General features: G+C 59.4%; 13 protein-coding genes. 1 reads left to right on the top strand and 12 read right to left on the bottom strand.

Annotated elements, in window-relative coordinates:
- Positions 1-130: 130 nt before the first annotated feature.
- From KBZ19_RS08570 to KBZ19_RS08560, 3 genes are read right to left on the bottom strand one after another with little or no spacing between them, the layout of a single operon-like run.
- Positions 131-1,660: a hypothetical protein gene (locus KBZ19_RS08570; RefSeq protein WP_255100600.1), complete on the bottom strand. Its 1,530-nt coding sequence runs from the start codon at positions 1,658-1,660 to the stop codon at positions 131-133.
- Complete coding sequence (locus KBZ19_RS08565; protein WP_255100599.1) at positions 1,657-4,074, bottom strand: UvrD-helicase domain-containing protein; 2,418 nt, start codon at positions 4,072-4,074, stop codon at positions 1,657-1,659. The genes KBZ19_RS08570 and KBZ19_RS08565 overlap by 4 nt, the downstream gene beginning before the upstream one ends.
- A gap of 9 nt (positions 4,075-4,083) precedes the next feature.
- Positions 4,084-5,583 carry a hypothetical protein gene (locus tag KBZ19_RS08560; RefSeq protein ID WP_255100598.1) on the bottom strand — a complete coding sequence of 500 codons (1,500 nt, stop codon included), beginning with the start codon at positions 5,581-5,583 and terminating at the stop codon, positions 4,084-4,086.
- Positions 5,584-5,644: 61 nt separating this feature from the next.
- On the opposite strand from KBZ19_RS08560, the gene KBZ19_RS08555 reads away from it, so the two are divergent.
- On the top strand, positions 5,645-6,613 hold the full coding sequence (locus tag KBZ19_RS08555; protein WP_255100597.1) for a glycosyltransferase family 2 protein: 969 nt from the start codon (positions 5,645-5,647) through the stop codon (positions 6,611-6,613).
- 163 nt (positions 6,614-6,776) lie between these two features.
- Here KBZ19_RS08555 and KBZ19_RS08550 read toward each other — a convergent pair whose 3' ends face one another.
- The 9 genes from KBZ19_RS08550 to KBZ19_RS08510 form a co-directional block, all read right to left on the bottom strand.
- Positions 6,777-7,946 carry a glycosyltransferase gene (locus KBZ19_RS08550; protein ID WP_255100596.1) on the bottom strand — a complete coding sequence of 390 codons (1,170 nt, stop codon included), beginning with the start codon at positions 7,944-7,946 and terminating at the stop codon, positions 6,777-6,779.
- Positions 7,939-9,210 carry a glycosyltransferase gene (locus KBZ19_RS08545; protein ID WP_255100595.1) on the bottom strand — a complete coding sequence of 424 codons (1,272 nt, stop codon included), beginning with the start codon at positions 9,208-9,210 and terminating at the stop codon, positions 7,939-7,941. Before KBZ19_RS08545 ends, KBZ19_RS08550 begins: the two co-directional genes overlap by 8 nt.
- On the bottom strand, positions 9,203-10,360 hold the full coding sequence (locus KBZ19_RS08540; RefSeq protein ID WP_315856338.1) for a glycosyltransferase: 1,158 nt from the start codon (positions 10,358-10,360) through the stop codon (positions 9,203-9,205). Before KBZ19_RS08540 ends, KBZ19_RS08545 begins: the two co-directional genes overlap by 8 nt.
- An 8-nt stretch (positions 10,361-10,368) precedes the next feature.
- Positions 10,369-11,259 (bottom strand): hypothetical protein, encoded by an 891-nt coding sequence (locus KBZ19_RS08535; protein WP_255100593.1) that lies wholly within the window; start codon positions 11,257-11,259, stop codon positions 10,369-10,371.
- A 142-nt stretch (positions 11,260-11,401) separates the two neighbouring features.
- Positions 11,402-12,718, bottom strand: a complete 1,317-nt coding sequence (locus KBZ19_RS08530) for an O-antigen ligase family protein (protein WP_255100592.1) — start codon at positions 12,716-12,718, stop codon at positions 11,402-11,404.
- Positions 12,715-13,887: a glycosyltransferase gene (locus tag KBZ19_RS08525; RefSeq protein ID WP_255100591.1), complete on the bottom strand. Its 1,173-nt coding sequence runs from the start codon at positions 13,885-13,887 to the stop codon at positions 12,715-12,717. The genes KBZ19_RS08530 and KBZ19_RS08525 overlap by 4 nt, the downstream gene beginning before the upstream one ends.
- The gene (locus KBZ19_RS08520) at positions 13,880-15,706 is read right to left on the bottom strand and encodes an ABC transporter ATP-binding protein (RefSeq protein ID WP_255100590.1); all 1,827 of its coding nucleotides are present in this window, start codon (positions 15,704-15,706) and stop codon (positions 13,880-13,882) included. The genes KBZ19_RS08525 and KBZ19_RS08520 overlap by 8 nt, the downstream gene beginning before the upstream one ends.
- Before the next feature lie 81 nt (positions 15,707-15,787).
- Positions 15,788-16,837, bottom strand: a complete 1,050-nt coding sequence (locus tag KBZ19_RS08515; protein ID WP_255100589.1) for a glycosyltransferase — start codon at positions 16,835-16,837, stop codon at positions 15,788-15,790.
- A gap of 53 nt (positions 16,838-16,890) precedes the next feature.
- Positions 16,891-17,604, bottom strand: a complete 714-nt coding sequence (locus KBZ19_RS08510) for a heme oxygenase (biliverdin-producing) (RefSeq protein ID WP_094513739.1) — start codon at positions 17,602-17,604, stop codon at positions 16,891-16,893.
- Positions 17,605-17,616 lie beyond the last annotated feature (12 nt).

Here is a 17,616-nt window from a genome sequence, read left to right as displayed (position 1 = left end):
CGAGTCGTCATCACTGGGAAATGCGTAGCGTTCGGGAAACACGCTGTGGGGAGTGAAACAATCGATCCCGTGTCGATGCTGGGATCAAAGTTTATCCACACGCATACCTATAGACGCCAGGCATCTGAAATCATGCATCGCGGTGTTTGGACTGGACACATTGCCGAAGCCCAAAAGACTGCGGCCGCACATGTGCACTTTCTGGTATCACAATGAAGGTACTTAATGCTGTGAATTGGCGAGGCTCCCAACACGATGCTCCTGAATGGGCCGCAAGCAGTGGCTGAATCAACTCTTTATCCCCGTGCAGACCAACAAAAGGCAGCATGACAGCAGAAAAACCATTCACTCCCTCGGGATCAACACGCTGCAAAGGAATGGAATCAAAATAGGGCACCAGCCTATGCTTTTTAGCAGAAACGCTTGTGCAACCTTGCCGACAAACCCCTGTTTCACCAATAAAGCGAGCCAAATACTTGTAGTTCTGAAGGGGATAAATCTTGGCAGAAAGCACTTCCTGGGAGTGCCAGAAATGCATGCTAATAATAACGGCCAAGACACACACTGTTGTTCGTCTTACATAAGGACTACCTGAGGCAATCAGACGTTGCCCCACATCCCCCAAAGCGAGGGCGAAGCAAGGGAGAAGCACAATAAAATATCGCTCAACAGCGAGTGGCTTAACCAGATCGATCAAACTGATGAGCCCTAAAAATGCCGCCGCTCCAGACAACAACCAACAGGCTTCACTGGAACCACGAACACTATCCCTTAGCTGAAGCCCTCTGTCTTTATCTCTTGATCGCCGCTGGCTTCCAACCGCTGAAATCAGCATGGCGAGCACGATCACGACCACTGCAGCAGGAAAGGCTGGAAAGGCTCCATTCATCGCGGTGCTGAACACACCGATGACCGGCTGAGACACAATCCAACTGGTTCTTCCGCCACCTGCGCCACCGACCAAGACATGAAGCAACGGCCAAGCAAAGAGTGCCGGCAGGAGAGCTAGGCCCCAGCGACGACGACCAAGACATGGCGCCCCTCTCAGGACATCCAGCACCAGGAGCGTGAGGGCGTAGAAAAAACCGAAGTAATGACTAAGAGAAAGCAGCAGCAGGGAAACGATAAAACAAAGGCGCAGAGCGTTAACTCTTGGCAGGTGAACCGAAGGCCCTTGCTGCTGAGACCGCCAGAGTATGGTCATGACCCCCACTGATACTGTGGCAAAAAGCAGAGTCCAGGAATAAGGTCGAACTTCCTGGGCATAAAGACTGAAGAGGGGGCTTGTTCCGAGGAACAGGATCGCGATGATCTGGCGGGCGAAACCGCCGTTTTGCGTGGTCCATGCAATGGCGATCAGGCTCAGCCAGGCAGGAATCAGGCTCAGAAAGCGGGTCGGGATCTCACCAGATCCAAACATGTCGACCCACAGCCGCAGGAGGGTCAGATGAAGGGGGGGATGGGTATCAGGAAGAATCCATTCTTTGAACAAGACATGCCACGAGGAAGCATTGGCAGCCCCAATGGAGAACAATTCATCGTGCCAGTAAGAGTACGCTTGAAACACGCCCCTCGAGCAGAGGAGTATCAGTAAAAGCAGAACGACCAGCAAGATCCGGCGTTGTTGCTTGATCTCCGTTGGATAGCGGCTCTCCTTCACCGCGGCTTGATCGGCGCCAGCCGGGGATCGAGGATCTTGGCGCTCATTCCCTCGAACTTCACCGCGATCGAGATCTTCTCACCGCTGCCGAACAGGTGGGTGATGATCCCGTCGCCGAAGCTGGCATGGTGCAGGGTGTCACCTACCGCCCAGAGCCGCGCCGGGGCGCGGTGGCGCACGGCATTGACCGGCTCAGCAGAACCACCGCCGTCAGCAGCGCCGCCCCCGGCCCGTTGTGCGCTGCGCGGGTTGTCGTCCCGGTCGACTCGGGTGAGCCGGTCGAGCCGCTGCTCACGGCGCAGCGCCGCACCGCCGCTGCGGGGCACATCGCCCTGCACCAGCTCCGGCGGCAGCTCCGAGAGAAACACCGACGGCACCGCCGGCTCGCGCATGCCGCCCCACAGCCGCCGCTCGCTGGCGTGGGACAGGAACAGCCGCTCCTTGGCGCGGGTGATGCCCACATAACAGAGGCGCCGCTCCTCCTCCAGGGCAGCGGGATCCTCCAGGGAGCGGTAGCTGGGGAACAGCCCCTGCTCCAGCCCCACCAGGCACACCACCGGAAACTCCAGCCCCTTGCTGGCGTGCAAGGTCATCAGAGTGACGCGATCGGACTCGGTGTCCTTGCTGTCGGCGTCGCTGGCCAGGGCGGCGGAGGCCAGGAAACCCTCCAGCGAACCCTCCTCGTTCTCCTCCTGGTATTGCAGGGCCGCGTTCACCAGTTCCTGCAGGTTGCGCCGCCGCTCCTCCGCCTCATCGGTGCCCTCGCTGATCAGTTCGGCCACATAGCCGCTCTGCTCCATCACCCGCTGCACCAGCTCCGAGGGGGGCGCGTCCTGCACGCGGCGGCTCAGGTCGCCGATCAGCTCGGCGAACTGCAGCAGCCCCTTCGCCGAGCGGCCCGCCAGCGAGCGCACCGCCTCGGGGTCGTTCACCACCTCCCACAGCGGAAGACCCAGCTGGCTGGCGGCATCGCTGAGCCGCTGCACGGTGGTCTTGCCGATGCCGCGGCGCGGCACATTCATCACCCGCAGCAGGCTGACGCTGTCCGCCGGGTTGACCAGCAGCCGCAGGTAGGCGAGCACATCCTTGATCTCACGCCGGTCGTAGAAGCGCAGACCCCCCACCACGATGTAAGGGAGGCCCCAGCGCACCAGGGATTCCTCCATCGCCCGGCTCTGGGCGTTGGTGCGATACAGCACCGCCATGTCGCCCCAGCGCAGCTCCGGGTGGGCCGCCTCGAGCATGCGCAGGCGGTGCACCACCGCCTCGGCCTCGGCGATCTCGTCGTCGCAGCGGGTGACCACGATCGGCTCCCCCTCGCCGCGGGTGGGGCGCAGCACCTTGTCGATGCGCTCGCTGTTGTGGGCGATCAGGGCGTTGGCCGCCTCCAGGATCGTGGCGGTGGAGCGGTAGTTCTCCTCCAGCTTCACCATTGTGCGGGTGGCCTCGTCGCTGGCCTTGTCGCCGAAGTCGTCCTGGAAGCCCATCAGGATCGTGAAATCGGCGGCGCGGAAGCTGTAGATGCTCTGATCCGCATCCCCCACCACGAACACCGAGCGCTGGCCCCAGTCGTCGAACTGCCCGGGGTCGCGGCCGCCCGTGACCAGCAGCTTGATCAGGTCGTACTGGGTGCGGTTGGTGTCCTGGTATTCATCCACCAGCACGTGGCGGAAACGGCCGTGCCAGTAGTGCCGCACCTGCTCGTTGGTCTGCAGCAGCTGCACCGGCAGCAGCAGCAGGTCGTCGAAGTCGAGGGCGTTGTTGGCCGCCAGGGCGCGGCGGTAGCGGCGGTACACATCCGCCACCATCTTTCCCCGCTGCCCCTGCTGCTCCTGCTCCAGCTGCTCGGGCAGCCAGCCCTGGTTCTTGGCGTTGCTGATCGCCCAGCGCACCTTCTTGGGCTCGAAGCGCTTGGGATCAAGCCCCAGCTCCTGGGTGACGATCTCCTTCACCAGGGTCTGGGCGTCGCCCTCGTCGTAGATGGAGAACTGGCGGGTCCAGGTGAGCCCTTCGGGATCCCGGTACTTGTCGATGTCGAAGCGCAGCAGCCGCGCGAACAGGGCGTGGAAGGTGCCGATCCACAGCTCCTTGGTGATCTCCCGGTAGATGCGGGTGCGCAGCTGACGCTGCTGCACCGGCGAGAGGGTGCTCAGCGGCTGGCCGAACTGGCTGGTGGCGAGCCGCTGGGCCAGCAGCAGCTCCAGCCGCTCCTTCATCTCCCGCGCCGCCTTGTTGGTGAAGGTGACGGCCAGGAGCTGGTGCGGATCGACGCCGTGATGGCCGATCAGGTGGGCAATGCGGTGCGTGAGCGCGCGCGTCTTGCCGCTGCCGGCACCGGCCACCACCAGCAGCGGGCCGTTGTGGTGGTCCACCGCCCGGCGCTGGGCGTCGTTGAGGCCGGCTAGGAAGCTCACGGGTTGAGCCTAGGGGGCCATGCCATCACCGAAAGCCATCGTCCGACGATCCAGCTGCGACGCGAAGGGATGATGGAGCAACAGTGCCAAGGCAACCAGGCTGAGGGGGATCAGAGGAGCGGAATAACGAATCAAAAAATGGGTTGAAAGTCCGTAGAACAAAAAGTAGCCAGCGGGCAACAGTGAGATCAGGATCCAGTCAGGCTTCCGCAGCCAGAGCCCAAGCAAAGGCATGAACACCAGGGAGAGCATTGCCACCCCATTCAGGATCGTGGTGCTCCAGCTGTAAGCGTGAGCGAAGGACCAGATACCCTTCCAAAGGAAAGCTGGGGTAACAAGCAGATGACGAAGGCTGTTGGCCTGAATGTTGCGAACAGCGATCTTCTTGAGAGCATTTTCCTGATCAGACAGTTGGTCGACAGGAAGGTTTGCTTTGAGCTTTGCGGGCACCACGCGCTTCCCAACCTGATAGAAACTCACGACCTCATCCAAGCGGCCAGCGGTGATTGCACGCTGGTCACAGGGGAGATTGCGTGTGAATCGCTGTAGTGAGCCATCGCATTCCAGCTGACTCGGGGCAAAGCCGAGAAAGGGTTCAAACAGGTCCTCGCGCAGACGCTCTGGCGAGAATGCATAGAAGGCGCCTCGAAGCTCATCGGCAGTCATCTTATTGTAACTGGCACGGATGAGCAGCACATCGGCACCTCCGCGTGCCAGGGCGAAATCATTGAAGAGAAGAAAGTTGCGAGTCATCCATGGCACAGTGAACAGACAGATTCCCAGTAACAGAGCAGTGGCGCATACGAAGGGCCTCTGATGCCTCCGCTGCGCTTCTCGCATGATCAGCACGAGGATCACCGGAACGGCAATCATGCAGACGTACTGGCCGGAAGCCTTGGTGAGCAACACCAGCGAAATCCCACCGCCAGCGAGCAATGCAAGGGGGGCGCCAGGTCGACGTCGGGCCAACACCAACAGCACTGCACTCAGGACGAAGAAGGCAGCTGCCGGTAACTCCGTCTTGAAGTTCTCAAGCTCGGATGAAACCAAAAAGGACCAGCTACCCAGCAGCACACCCATAGCAACGATGTGGGCCAGCCAGGGCGGTCGAAACAACAACCAGCAGAGCCACCAGAGCCCCGCGAACAGCATGAGTGCGTACAGGAGATTCACCTTCAACGCCTGCTCCAGGAGACCAGGGTCTTCAAGGAAACGGGAGAATGGCTGAGGCAGACCAGGGCCTTTGGAGAGTGACAGCACGGATGCGAGAATCAGGTTTGGAAGGGGTTCACGCCTGTACCCTGGGATCGCTGGATTCTCCTCAAAGCCATAGGTGCCGCCAACCACCAAGTTGTAGGCAGCATGCAGGTTCTGTCGCGCATCGCCTCCCACCGGCTCCAGCCGAATCTCTTGGCCGGCCTCCAGAAGCAACCAGCAGATCAGGACCCCCACCACAGCCGCCAGAACCGATGCCCAACGCAGACCCGTAACCTTGGTGAGCCAGGGCAATCGCATGTTCAGCGAAAACTCTGCCCCATCGTCGCATCCCTTCAACGTTGGATGGAGATCCTTGAACCAAGCGGAAACGAGCCGAATCCTTAATGCACGCCAGGAAGATCGGTCGCCAGAGCGGGATCGGAATGATGGCATCACCATGGAGTCACCCTCGGTATCGGTGATCATTCCCTGTTTCAACGAAGCCGGTGCGATTCGCCGCACGGTGGAGGAAATCCTGGCTGCCATTGACACCAGCGGACTCAAGGCCGTGGAGGTGATGGTGGTCGACGACGGCTCCAACGACGGCAGCGCTGAGATTCTTAGTGAGCTGGAGAATCTGTATGGCAGCCGGCGAATGCGAGTGATTGGCCATAGTCGAAACCGTGGCTACGGGGCTGCTCTGAAAACCGGCATCCGCCGGTCCCATTCCGAACTGATCTGCATCACCGATGCCGACGGCACTTACCCGAATGAGCTGATTCCTGAATTGGTCGATGAAGCCGCGGACCACGACATGCTCGTGGGTGCACGCATTGCCGAAGATGTCGAGTATTCGAAGCTGCGCACGATTCCTAAACTCTTCCTGGTTCCTTGGGTTTCCTTTCTTTCTGGCCAGGATGTGCCAGATATAAATTCTGGCTTTCGCTTTTTCCGCAGGGATGTTGCCTTGCGCTTCCTGGAATTACTGCCGAACGGATTCAGCTTTACAACCACCATAACGATCTGCATGCTGCGAAACAACTTCGATGTTGCCTACATTCCGATCAGCTATCGGCGTCGAATCGGCAATAGCCATATTCAGCCAATCAAGGACACCATTAATTTCGTTCATCTGATTAGCCGCACTGGCATGTACTTTGCTCCACTTCGGCTTCTCTTGCCGCTCGTGGTGGCGCTGAGCATCTGCTTCATTCTCAGCCTGTTCTATGATGCCTTTGTGTTGCGTAATCTCACAGATAAGACGATCCTCATTGGCTTTGCAGCTCTCAACATCCTGATGTTTGCCATGTTGGCCGACATGATCGACAAACGCAACATCTAAGTCGTTTCCATACCAGATTCAGCTCACAGGGTTGGCCAATCAAGTTGGCGGAGCCAGAACCTGGCAGCGAACGGGCTGGGGACAGGGAATCCTCCTGACCCGGTTGGGCTTCCGGTTGACAGCCAACTCACGCTCCCTCCTTTGTGGACCTGCCCGAACCTTCCTATTCCTTTTGGCCCGGCCTCTCTGCGCACCGGCTCAGAAGGGTGGCCAACTGGTCGTGGTGATGGCCCGTCGTGAACCTGGTCAGGCATCGATGGCGGCCTCGATTGCCGAGCCTTTCGGCAAAGGCGGGGTCAGCAGCCAGGCGGCTGATCGCTTTCCCCATCGCCTTCCAGTCCCCCTCGGGCACCAGGATCCCTGTCTCGCCGTCGATCACCACGTCCGGGATCCCCGCATGCCATGTGGCCACGACGGGCAAACCGCTCAGCTGGGCCTCCATCACCGCTACGGGTGAGCCTTCCTGGTCGCCATCGGGGGCGGTGAGCGAGTGTTGGAGGAAGCCTCTGCTGTGGCGCATCAACTCCGCCACCTCGGCAGGCGTCCGCAGGCCGGCAAACCTCACCCGTTCGGCGATGCCCAGCTGGATGGCCCGCTGGTGTGCCTGAGCGAGCAGGGGCCCCTCCCCGACCATCACCAGCTGGAGCTCTGGCAAGTCCCTGGCAGCCAGGGCGAAGGCGGCCAGGGTGAGCAGCGGACCCTTCTTGGCCACGAACCGACCGACACTGAGGAACAGGGGGGGGGCCGCGGCAGGATCGGCTCCGTGGAACACGGCTGGATTCGCCCCGGACGGACTCACCAGCACGGGGAGGGGACTTGTTCGTCTGTGGGCCAGACCCAACACCGTCTTGCGCATGATCTCCGACTTCACCACAGCTGCGCTCGAGAGCTCCAGCAACCGCTCGTAGCGCTCCTTCAGGTGGAACAGGTAGCGGTGGGCGGATGCATCGGCCCCCCGGAAATGCACGATCAGGGGAAGGCCGGTGGCCGGAACCAGTTCCATGATCTGCACCGCATGGAAGCCGAACTCCGCCAGCACCACAACGGGTTGCTCTGTTCGGCAGATCCTGCTCACCAGCCGGGAGGGCAGCCAGGTGCCGAACCGCCTCACCGCTTGCGCCAGACATCTGGGCAGAGCCGGTGCCAGCCGATGGAGCGCCTTGCTGACCACAATCGAAAGGCCGTAGGCCGTCCGCAGCGGCGGGCCTGACCAGGGAATCTCGTCAGCGCAGACCACGACCGTGTCGAAGGGCAGCCCGGTGGCGTTGGCCCTGATGAAGGTTTCCGAGGGTGCCCTGAGGCTTGGCACCAGGAGCAGCAACCGCTCAGCCATCGGGCTCCGGCGCTGCGACGGGCAGGTTCAGAGCCCACCGCCACAGGGGCTCGATTTCCGTCCACTCCTGCGATGCCAGCCGCTGACGGCCTGCTGACCCGAGCCGTGCACAACGCCGCTCATCGGACAGCAGGGCTTCGATCGCTTCGGCCAGGCACCCGGGGTTCTCGGCCGGCACCACGAGACCGGTGCGGTCGTGCTCCACCAGCTCAAGCGGCCCCGGGGAGGAATCCGTCACGATCACCGGCAGACCGGTGGCCATCGCCTCCAGCAAGGCATTGGGCATCCCTTCGAACCGGGAGGGCAACACGAAGATCCTGGCCTGGTGGAGATAGGGAAGAACGGTGCTTTGGAAGCCCTCGAAGCGAACCTTGGCTGCGATCCCCAGGGACCGGGCCTGCTCCTCCAGGGCCCCACGCTCCGGACCATCCCCCACGACCACCAAGCGCCACTCCCCCGAGGCTGGTGACACTCGGGCCATGGCTTCCAGCAACAGATCGAGTCCTTTCTGGGGCACCAGCCGAGCCACGGCGAGACAAACCTTCGACGGTTGGAGGTCGGGCCGTCCTGCACCGGCCAGGGATATCCCGGGCGGCAGGGGGTTGGGCAACAGGCGAGCCTGGGTGAGGCCCAGATCGGTTTCCAGGGTCGCCAGCACCCCGAGCGTGTTGGCGGTGAGCGCATCGGCGCGTCGGTAAAGCAGACGCCGCAGCCGCTGCCACGGGAAGCCAAGGGTCTGCCGGCGGGGATCGTTGCGTTCCGACACGGCCAGGTGGAGGGGCAGATCCCAGCAGGCCTGGCAGGCGAGCATGTTGGTCTTGGTGAGCAGGGCCAGCAGCCGGGGTGGTCGCTCCGCCAGCACCCGTTCCCGCAGCAAGGAGGCCTGGGGCCCGCCCACCCCGCGCACCAGCCAACGCAGCAGGCCGGCGCCCTGGGGAGGGCGCAACCGCCGGAGCAAGGGCCAGAGGGTGATGAGCAGGAACCAGGACGCCAGGCGCGGCAGCCACAGCTTGAGGAATCGGCGACCGCGGGCGAGCAGGGAGCGGTTCCACCAATCGCCGCGGCGGGCCGCCGCGACGGCGGCGCCAAGGTCGAGCAGCCGTACCCCCGCCGGCACCGCGTGCACCGGGGTCGGATCCGGCAGCAGGGAGACAACCGTGATCTGGTAGCCCTGCCCGGCGAAATGGGCAGCGGCCAGCATGGCGACCTTCTGAGCACCCCCAGGACCCAGATGGGGCAGCACGATCCAGAGGTCGTCAGCCATTGAGGGCCTCGATGAAGCGTTGTGCGAGCTGTGCGTCGCTGAACTGTTCACGCACGTGCTGAGCTGCCTGGCCCAGGCGGCGCCGCAAGCGGGCATCCCGGTGCAGGGTGGTGATGGCGTTCGCCAACTCCAGATCCGAGGCTGCTTCGGGCAACAGCAGTCCGTTCTCCCCATCCCGGATCAGGTCGGCTGGGCCGGTCGGACAGTCGCAGGCCACGCAGGCGCAGCCCGAGGCCATGGCCTCCAGAAGAACATTGGGGAAGCCTTCGAAACGGGAGGGCAGGATGAACATCTCGCAAGCCGAATACCAGTCGCCAATGTTTCCCACCACCCCTGGAAAGTGGACGCGCCCCATGGCTGCCGAGGAGGGGGGCAGCGAGGACTGTAGGTCGGCCACCTGATCCCTACCGCGGTAGGGCTTGATGGTGAGTCCAGCTATCACAAGGTGGAGCCCTGGGCAGTCGTCAGCGATCAACGCAAACGCCCTCACCAAGCGATCGAAGCCTTTCTGAAACGCTTTGGTTCCAACTGCAAGAAGCAGGGCGGGTGGAGGCCCAGCAGTGCCTGAATCGTCATGTCGGAGACAAGGACCAAGAACAGTGACTGGATCCACATGAGGCACAAATGAAGGCAACGGCCAGCTCACCGAATTCGGCAGCAACAGCTGTGGCGTGGCGCCCAGATGCCGCCTGAGCCAATCACCGGTCTGATGGGTCTGCACGAGATGAAGGTCAGCCCTGCGGTAGGTGAGCCATCGCAGCAGGCGCCATGGCAGAGACGGGGGCTTGGCGGGTGGATAGTTGCGCTCAGAGATCCAGCACTTCAGCGGCAGACCCCATACCGCCAGGATCAGTTTGATCGCTGGAAGGGTAGTCATCCCAATGGCGATATCGATTCGGTTGCGGCGTAGCCAATGCCGTAACGTCAGCACCCTCCATGGGAATCCCAGCCAGCCCAAGGCAGCCACCCAGGCTGGATCAGGGGCTTCAACCTCACGTAAAACACCCTCAGGGAGGGGGTAGAAGTCGTGGCGGGCCTGCCGCCGCGTGAGGACAACAGGAAGATAGCCAGCCTCGCGACACCATTGCGCCATCCGCAGCGTCACGCGTTCAGCACCACCAGTCTTGAGAGAGTCGATGTAGAACGCCACACGCACTGTCATTGCGACGGAGCCAGGTAGGAAGCAAACATAACTCTGATCTTGGGGAGGAAACGTGGCTCAAACGTGGTCTTGATGATGAGAGTGATCAAGTGATGGATCTGCTCATCTTCCTTCGCAACCAACCAGCCCGTGCCATCTGTTGTTGCAACTGCCCCAAGCATCTCCCTGGCGAAGCCACGGTGATCTTCCTGAGCACTGCTGGCATCAAAGCAAGGCCTGTGGCAATGGTCGTGGACTCGGCGCAATCGATGACAGGCGAGCCGCCACCGCTCAGCATCCTGTTGGTGCCAAGCCTGAAGGGCTTCAATGGCCAGGCATCGCATCAGATTACGGGTAGATCTGTAGGCGCTATCGGGATCAATGGCCGCGAGGTCAACGCTGTCGATGATGACAGAGACTCGAATCCCCACAGACTCGAAGGAATCAATACTCCCCAGAGACAGATACAATCGAGAAAGTGCTGTGAAAACCGAAACCAGCAGCTTTGCTCGGTTTTCCCGGTTGGCGCGCTGGCAGACAAACACGCCTGGATCGCTCAACAGCTGCTGGACCAGCCGCTCCAGATCAGCAGCCGTATGCTCCATCAGTGGGAAATCATCAGTTGCAATCGCCTGGTAAGCAATGATGATCAAGGAATACCAGCGATAGTGCTCAGGAAGCTTGCTGCTGGCAGCGATCAACTGAAACAGAGCCAGTCGCTGCTTCAGATCACCAGGCCGCATTGACCGGCGAAAGAGAAGGCGATGAAGATAATGCGTGTGGCCTGAGTTAAGCCATAGATCCTCAATCTTGCACACGGCAAAGGAATAATCATTCCGAGCCATTGCCTGAGGAATAATCGCGGCAAGCACCGCAGGATTGCGGGGCCACCGCTCCAGAAACCGCATCAAGAGCTGATAGGCTGCAAGCCGCCTGCCGAAGCAACGTAACCCGGCAGCTATCGCTACAGTCACCCAAGCCAGAACCCACTCAGGCAGGTAAGTGCGGATTCGCCGCCTACTGGGCTGGATCATTGATGGCTTGAGTGCCTCACGGGATTGGGTCGGCTGTCAGTGAACTGTCTACTGACGGCTCAGAGGTGAGGGTGGCTTCCGCGGGAGCACTGAACAGGCACAGCGACGTGGCCGCCAGGAAACCGATCAAACACTGGGTGACTTGATTGGTGCGATAGATGGTAGTGGCGAGGGTGTTGAGCAGGAGCAACACGTTGAGGGAAACAGCTACTTGAAAAAACACAAGGTGTGAGGGCGTTGTGTCACATCGGGACGCAATGCTCTGGAATTGTCGCCTGAGACCCATGGAGACGAGAATCACCACAATCAGAAATGCCAATAGGCCAAGCACACCAAGCTGGCCACCGATCTGAGCGATCGTGTTGTGAGCATGGCCGAATCCACCTCCCTCCCTCAGGTGGCTGCACATATCGTTTGCCTGTGGGCCGTAGCCCACACCATAAAGAAACCGATTCGCCCCAGTAAACATCAACGACAGCCAACATGCCCCCGCTCTCAGCCTACCCATATCCGAAGACTGATTGATGTTCGCATCAGGGGCCAAGAAAAACCACCACGACCCAATGACCATGACAGCCATGGCAGCGGTGGCAAACACAACGGAAAGAAACTTTGTGGAGCCCCTCCTCCAGCGTGCAGCTACCCAACCAATCAAAAGAGCCACTGGCGGAGCTATCTGGGCAAGGCGGGAATCCGTGCTCACGCAGAGAGCATAACCAACAACTGCTGCCGTGGTGCCGATCAGACGCTCGAGCAACGATCGAGAGAGCAATGAGTAACTGGCCGAACTGAGCGTAAGAAGCATCAGGATCGTGGCAAAACGATTGATGCCTCCATGGCCATCCATGGTCGCCTCGTACACATCTCTAACATATGATATGCTCCAGAAGCTTGCGGCAGAATGATGCTGCAAAAAGTAGGCCATCAGCAGCAAGGGGGTGAGCGCCAACCATCCGAATGACAACCTCCATGCGCGCAAGCTCTGGCTGGCACCGATCATGAAGCCGATGGCAATCAACAGGAAGGTCGTAGGCCCATCAATATCCTCACGGAGAACAATCAAGCGAGTGTTCACGAGCAGAAGAGCCAACAGAATGGCTTCCAGCGGAGGCTGCAAGGAGTGTGTCCTAAACTTGGCAACCATCTGATTGGTCAAGCGGATAGCCATCCAGATCACCAGCAAACCCAGCGCGGGCTTGCGTCCTTCAGTGAAGGAATGAAGTGTGATCACAATGGGAAGAATGCCGTCATAGCCCTGAATGGCCCAAAGACGCGACAGGAGCAGATTGGGCAGGCAAACAAGCAAATTCCAAACTTGATTGCGTTCGATCATTCCACCGAGGCAATGTTAGGAAGATAACGAAGCATGGCTTGCGTACGGCGATGATAGGTATGCTGAGCGGCACATTCGATACGCGCCTCAAGCGGGCATCCCAGGCCCTTGAGACTGTTATGCAGAGCGGCGAGGAATGAATCCACTGTTGGCTCGCAAAGAGCAGCAAACGGGCGATAACTCTCCAAAGCATCAATGGCCGAAGCCACAACCGGCAGCCCGGCGGCCAGATACTCAAAGAACTTCATGGGAAACATGGAGCGGGTGTATCTGTTGAAGCGAAGCGGCAGAAGGCCCACATCAAGACCCTTCATATAGGCAGGTAAATCATGATAGGACTTGACGCCAAGCCAGTAAACATTAGAACAATCCAGCAAGCCGGAAAGCTGGGTACTGGGATCACCCTCACCAACGGGACCGATCATCACATAGGACCAGCTTGGTGACGCCTCTGCAAGCTTGGCAAGCAAGTCAAGGTCAAGCTTGTACGCACTTATGGCCCCCACAAAGCCGATTCGAGGTTGGGGGATGATGGCAATATCGCGAGGAATCTCAAGATCAGGCTCAAGTGCCTGCGCGAAGTGATTGTAGTCAGCAACGTTTGAAAAGTAGTATGTATTAGGATTATACTTACGACGACTCTCCTGAAGGGCAGGAGAGGTTACAAAGACAAGATCAGCAGCCCGACAAAGACGCTCCTCCCACGCGGAGAGATCCAGATCATCCATGTCCGGTTGAGCCTGGATGTCATCTACGCAATGGTAAACCAGAGTTGCATACGGACCAGGCATCCCATAAGCAAGGGTCTTTGGATTGTAAGTCCATAACAATTCCGCTCGCATCCCCAGCCAGCGCCGAGCCAGAGCCAGACCGCCAAGCAAGATCAATCGGTTGATCCGAGTGGCAAGTTGACCACGAACCCCAGGCAAAACCAATGGTGACCAAACCCAGAGGTTGGGCTTCTGCTGCCGTGGCGGCATCAAGCCCTTGACTAAACGACGGAAAATTCTGCCAAAATCTTGAGCCTGACGGCGCGGTGCACGTAAACCCAGTGACTCGACATAAAGAACTCGATGACCAAGATCAGCCAACTCGGAAGCGACGTGTTGCTTATTGGTCCAAAGTAGTTGATCCCAATCTGCAGTGGCCAGAAGGGTGATGTCAGCCATTGTCTAGCGAAACAAGCTCCCTGAAGGTTTCCGACCTGGCCTGAAGCTGTTGATAATCTCCGTAGGCTCTAATCATCCCATCCGCAAATTCATAGATTCGATCGCAGTTCTTAACAGTGCTTAAGCGATGTGCAATCACAATTGTGGTGCATCTACGACCGATCAGCTCAAGCGAGTCTAAAACGCTGCTCTCAGTTTTATTGTCCAAAGAGCTTGTCGCCTCATCCAGAACGAGTACCTTGGCCTTCTTGTAAAAAGCCCTTGCAAGGGCGAGGCGCTGACGCTGTCCACCGGAGAGTCGCAAACCATTTTCCCCGATCATTGTATAGAGTCCATATGGCAACTCAGAGACAAACTCATTTAACTGAGCAGCTTCCAAAGCCTCCCAAACGGCATAATCATTGATCTCTTCCTCATCCACTCCAAAAGCAACATTTTCACGGATGCTCGTATCGAGCAGAACAATCGATTGAGGGACCATCGCGCAGCAAGCTTGCCAAGCTGGCGTTTCTTCATAAGCCAACTCGATCCCATCCAGCTCGATGCATCCCCTTTGCGGCTTATAGAGGGCAAGCAGGAGGTGGGCGGTGGTGGATTTACCTCCACCAGTTTTGCCGACCAAAGCAACCCTTGAGCCAATGGGGATCGTGATGTTGACTCCTTTGATCACCCAATCTTCCGAACTGGCATAACGGAACCAAACATCATTCAGTCTGATTGTGTGCTTAGGCATCACCCCAGCAGGAGAGGGGGTACCCGGGCTTAGAAGAGTGGCCCGTGACGCCTTCAGATCCAGCAGCTGTAAGGCATCCGAGATATCTGGAAGGCTGCCTCGAAACCGGTTGACAGATCGAAAAATCGACTGGATTGGAGCTGAGATTCTCAAGGCTGCAAACATGACAGCTGCCAATGCAGGCAAGGCTTGCTGCAGCTTTCTATCTGGATCCAACAAGATGGGAATAAGGCCAATCGCGAAGAGCATCGTGATTCCGGCCGGCTCAATGATATAGCGAGGAATATCAGGCAGAAGCTTTGAAATTCTGTCGTAACGTTTTCCTGTGATTCCAATGGACCAGAACTTGTCGATGAATCGCTGCTCGGCCGCATATAGCTGAACATCACGGATTGAACGAATAGATTCGACCAGCAACGAGTTGATTCTCAACGCAAACCGCAGCTTCTGCTTGGAGGCAAGCCTTAAGGGTGCAATCAGCAGTGCCGACACCGAGGCGTAGGCAGCAACGAGAGTGACAAAGAGAATGATCGCAACAGGGCCCAGGACAACTGCGACACCAATCGTAAGTACACCAACAGATAATGCGCTGGAAATCACTGACAGCATAGGCAGAATGATGTCATCAGATATTTTGCTGAGGATACGGTTGAGACGCGCAAGAAGGTGGGCAGACTTTTGAGCCTGGAAGTACTCGTAATCTTGCATCAGAATATTTGCATAGATCCGATTGCCGTAATCCGACCAAATCTGCGCGCTGAGGAAACTCTGGAGTGCAGCAGTGAGAAACTTTAAGCCTGTTGACAACCAAATCAATCCAATTAGGATGCTCACCATCCAAAGTGATTGAGAGGCTCTACCGCCGCCAAAGAACCAGATCTGTGGAATTCTGTCGGGCAGCTTGACCCCGCTCAAGGCACCCACAAGGCGAGCCAGAAGCCCAACGAAAACCAGATCCAGCAGGCCAACCAATAAAGAGATCACCAGCAAAGCGATCAGACCCTGCAGACGCTTTTTTGGCAAAAATGACAATAATCGGCCCAGTTGGGCCAGCGTCTGGCTTTGCAGCCCGGCAGGGAGGCTCAACTTCACTGAAATCGAAGACTCTGCTCAATGGCCCGATAACCTTATCGGTCACATCCGACAGGGTGCCTGCGTCCAAGCCAGTCACAGAACCGATCGTCCACGCCAGCGGCTTGTGAGGCTGCGCAGCTTGGAGAGGATCCTCATGGCTTCCAGGCTCGCGGGCGAGGGATTCCGCAGCGGCGGAGTGCGGGATGACAGCCGGTCCCAATGCTGGTCGATGGACTTGAGGGCCTCTGCCCAGCGGTACCTCAGTTCCTGCTCCGAGAACATGGACAACAGCCTGTTGCATTGGGCGGGGTCTGCCTGCCAACGGCCCGGATCAGCAGCCGCAGCAATGATTCGCTCTAGGTCGGCCTGGAGTGTGCCAAAGCCGATCTGGTGGCCAACCGCCCCCGGGTCAAGGAAGTCAGCCAGGGCATGGTTGACACTGCTGAACACCACACAGCCACTGGCAAGTGCCTCCATTGGTGGAAGTCCGAAGCCCTCGCTGAGCCCTTCGCTGCGCCAGTAATCGGCCGAGTCGTAGAGATACACCTTGGCGGAGCGAAACAAGCCCACCAGGTCGTCGACCCAGCCGCTCTGCACCTCAACCCGGAGGCCTTGGGCCCGCAAGGCCGGCACCAGTTGCTGCAGCACGTAGGCGCTGCTCTTGCGAGCCTGCACCAGCACATCAATAGGGCGCCGGGCCACCAGGGCCGGATCGGCGACTCTGTCGTCGTCCCCCCAGCTTGCATCAATGGCATTTGGCACCAGAAACAGCGGGTTGCGTGGCGCCCGATTTCCCCAGTACCCGAGCGTGTTGCGGCTCACCGCCAACACCGGCACGCCAGCGGGCAAATCAAAGCCATACCCAGTGCTATGGGCGTGATACGCCACCGCCCGACCCCGTAGCAGACGCAGCTGCCTGGGCACGTCAAACCCCCAGCTCACGATCCAAAGCGCCGAACCGGGTGCTCGCTCCTGGCGAAGCAGATCGGCCAGATAAGGCCTCCCGGGTTCCTTTCGCCGATAGGTGACCACCTCCGTGGGCACGATTGAAGCGGTGAGGCGGGCCGTTTGCAGTTCAACCTGAAGACCGCCACAGCGGAAGCGACCGCTGGTGCCGGGCACAAGGAAGCGAAGGGGGCGCAAAGGCGATCTGGCAGCCGCCGCTGACTCTGGCGCAGGGGAGGGCCGGTGCCGGCTCAGGCGGCGACGGCCTCGGTGCTGCCGGTGCGCTGGCGCCGGGTGAGGAAGCCGAACAGCACCTTGCCGATGGCGGCCACCAGGTTGCCTTCCAACTCCTGGAACATCACCATGTTGAGGTGGAAGGCGTGGTTGGCCTCCTCCACGATGCGATCGGCCGTGGCTTGATCAATCGGCAACTGATCGAGGCTTTCGCGATAGCTGGCCTTGAAGGCCTTCTCATCGGGAATGGCATCGAATTCGTAGAACCGCAGGCCATCGTGTTCGCCCAGGTTCATCGCTTTCTGAGCGATGTTCTTGAGGATCTGGCCGCCGGAAAGGTCGCCGATGTAGCGGGTGTAGTGGTGACCCACCAGCAGCTCGGGGGATTCTTTGGCCACCTGATGAAGGCGTTCCACGTACTTCTGGGCGCCCGGAGTGGGCTGCACCTGCTGACGCCAGCCGGCGCCGAAGTAGAAGGCAAGATCAGCCTCAAGAGCGCTGCGGCGGTTGAGGGCGTCGTGGGCGATAGGCCCCACCACCGGGTGAGACTTGAGGGCGCCGATCTCTTCCTCCATCGCGCTGTACACGAAGTAGAGGTCGGCGACCAGCTTGCGGTAGCTGATCTTGTCGACCACCCCTTTGAGGAAGCAGGTGACGAAGCCGGTGTTCTCGGCCATCGTGTGCGCCTTTTTGGTGCCTTCGCGCAACTGTGAAGCAAGGGCGACAGCCATAGAAGCCGGTGT

This window comes from Synechococcus sp. L2F, assembly GCF_024345695.1.
Taxonomy (GTDB): Bacteria; Cyanobacteriota; Cyanobacteriia; order PCC-6307; family Cyanobiaceae; genus MW101C3.
The sequence above is the reverse complement of the archived record's forward strand: the minus strand, read 5'-3'. Positions and strand labels throughout refer to the sequence as shown.

What these genes read in the sequence shown, in the direction of transcription:
- KBZ19_RS08550 (WP_255100596.1), bottom strand. Translation starts at nt 7,946, where the DNA reads ATGGCTGAGCGGTTGCTGCTCCTGGTGCCAAGCCTCAGGGCACCCTCG.
- KBZ19_RS08545 (WP_255100595.1), bottom strand. Translation starts at nt 9,210, where the DNA reads ATGGCTGACGACCTCTGGATCGTGCTGCCCCATCTGGGTCCTGGGGGT.
- KBZ19_RS08535 (WP_255100593.1), bottom strand. Translation starts at nt 11,259, where the DNA reads ATGCGGTTTCTGGAGCGGTGGCCCCGCAATCCTGCGGTGCTTGCCGCG.
- KBZ19_RS08530 (WP_255100592.1), bottom strand. Translation starts at nt 12,718, where the DNA reads ATGATCGAACGCAATCAAGTTTGGAATTTGCTTGTTTGCCTGCCCAAT.
- KBZ19_RS08525 (WP_255100591.1), bottom strand. Translation starts at nt 13,887, where the DNA reads ATGGCTGACATCACCCTTCTGGCCACTGCAGATTGGGATCAACTACTT.
- KBZ19_RS08510 (WP_094513739.1), bottom strand. Translation starts at nt 17,604, where the DNA reads ATGGCTGTCGCCCTTGCTTCACAGTTGCGCGAAGGCACCAAAAAGGCG.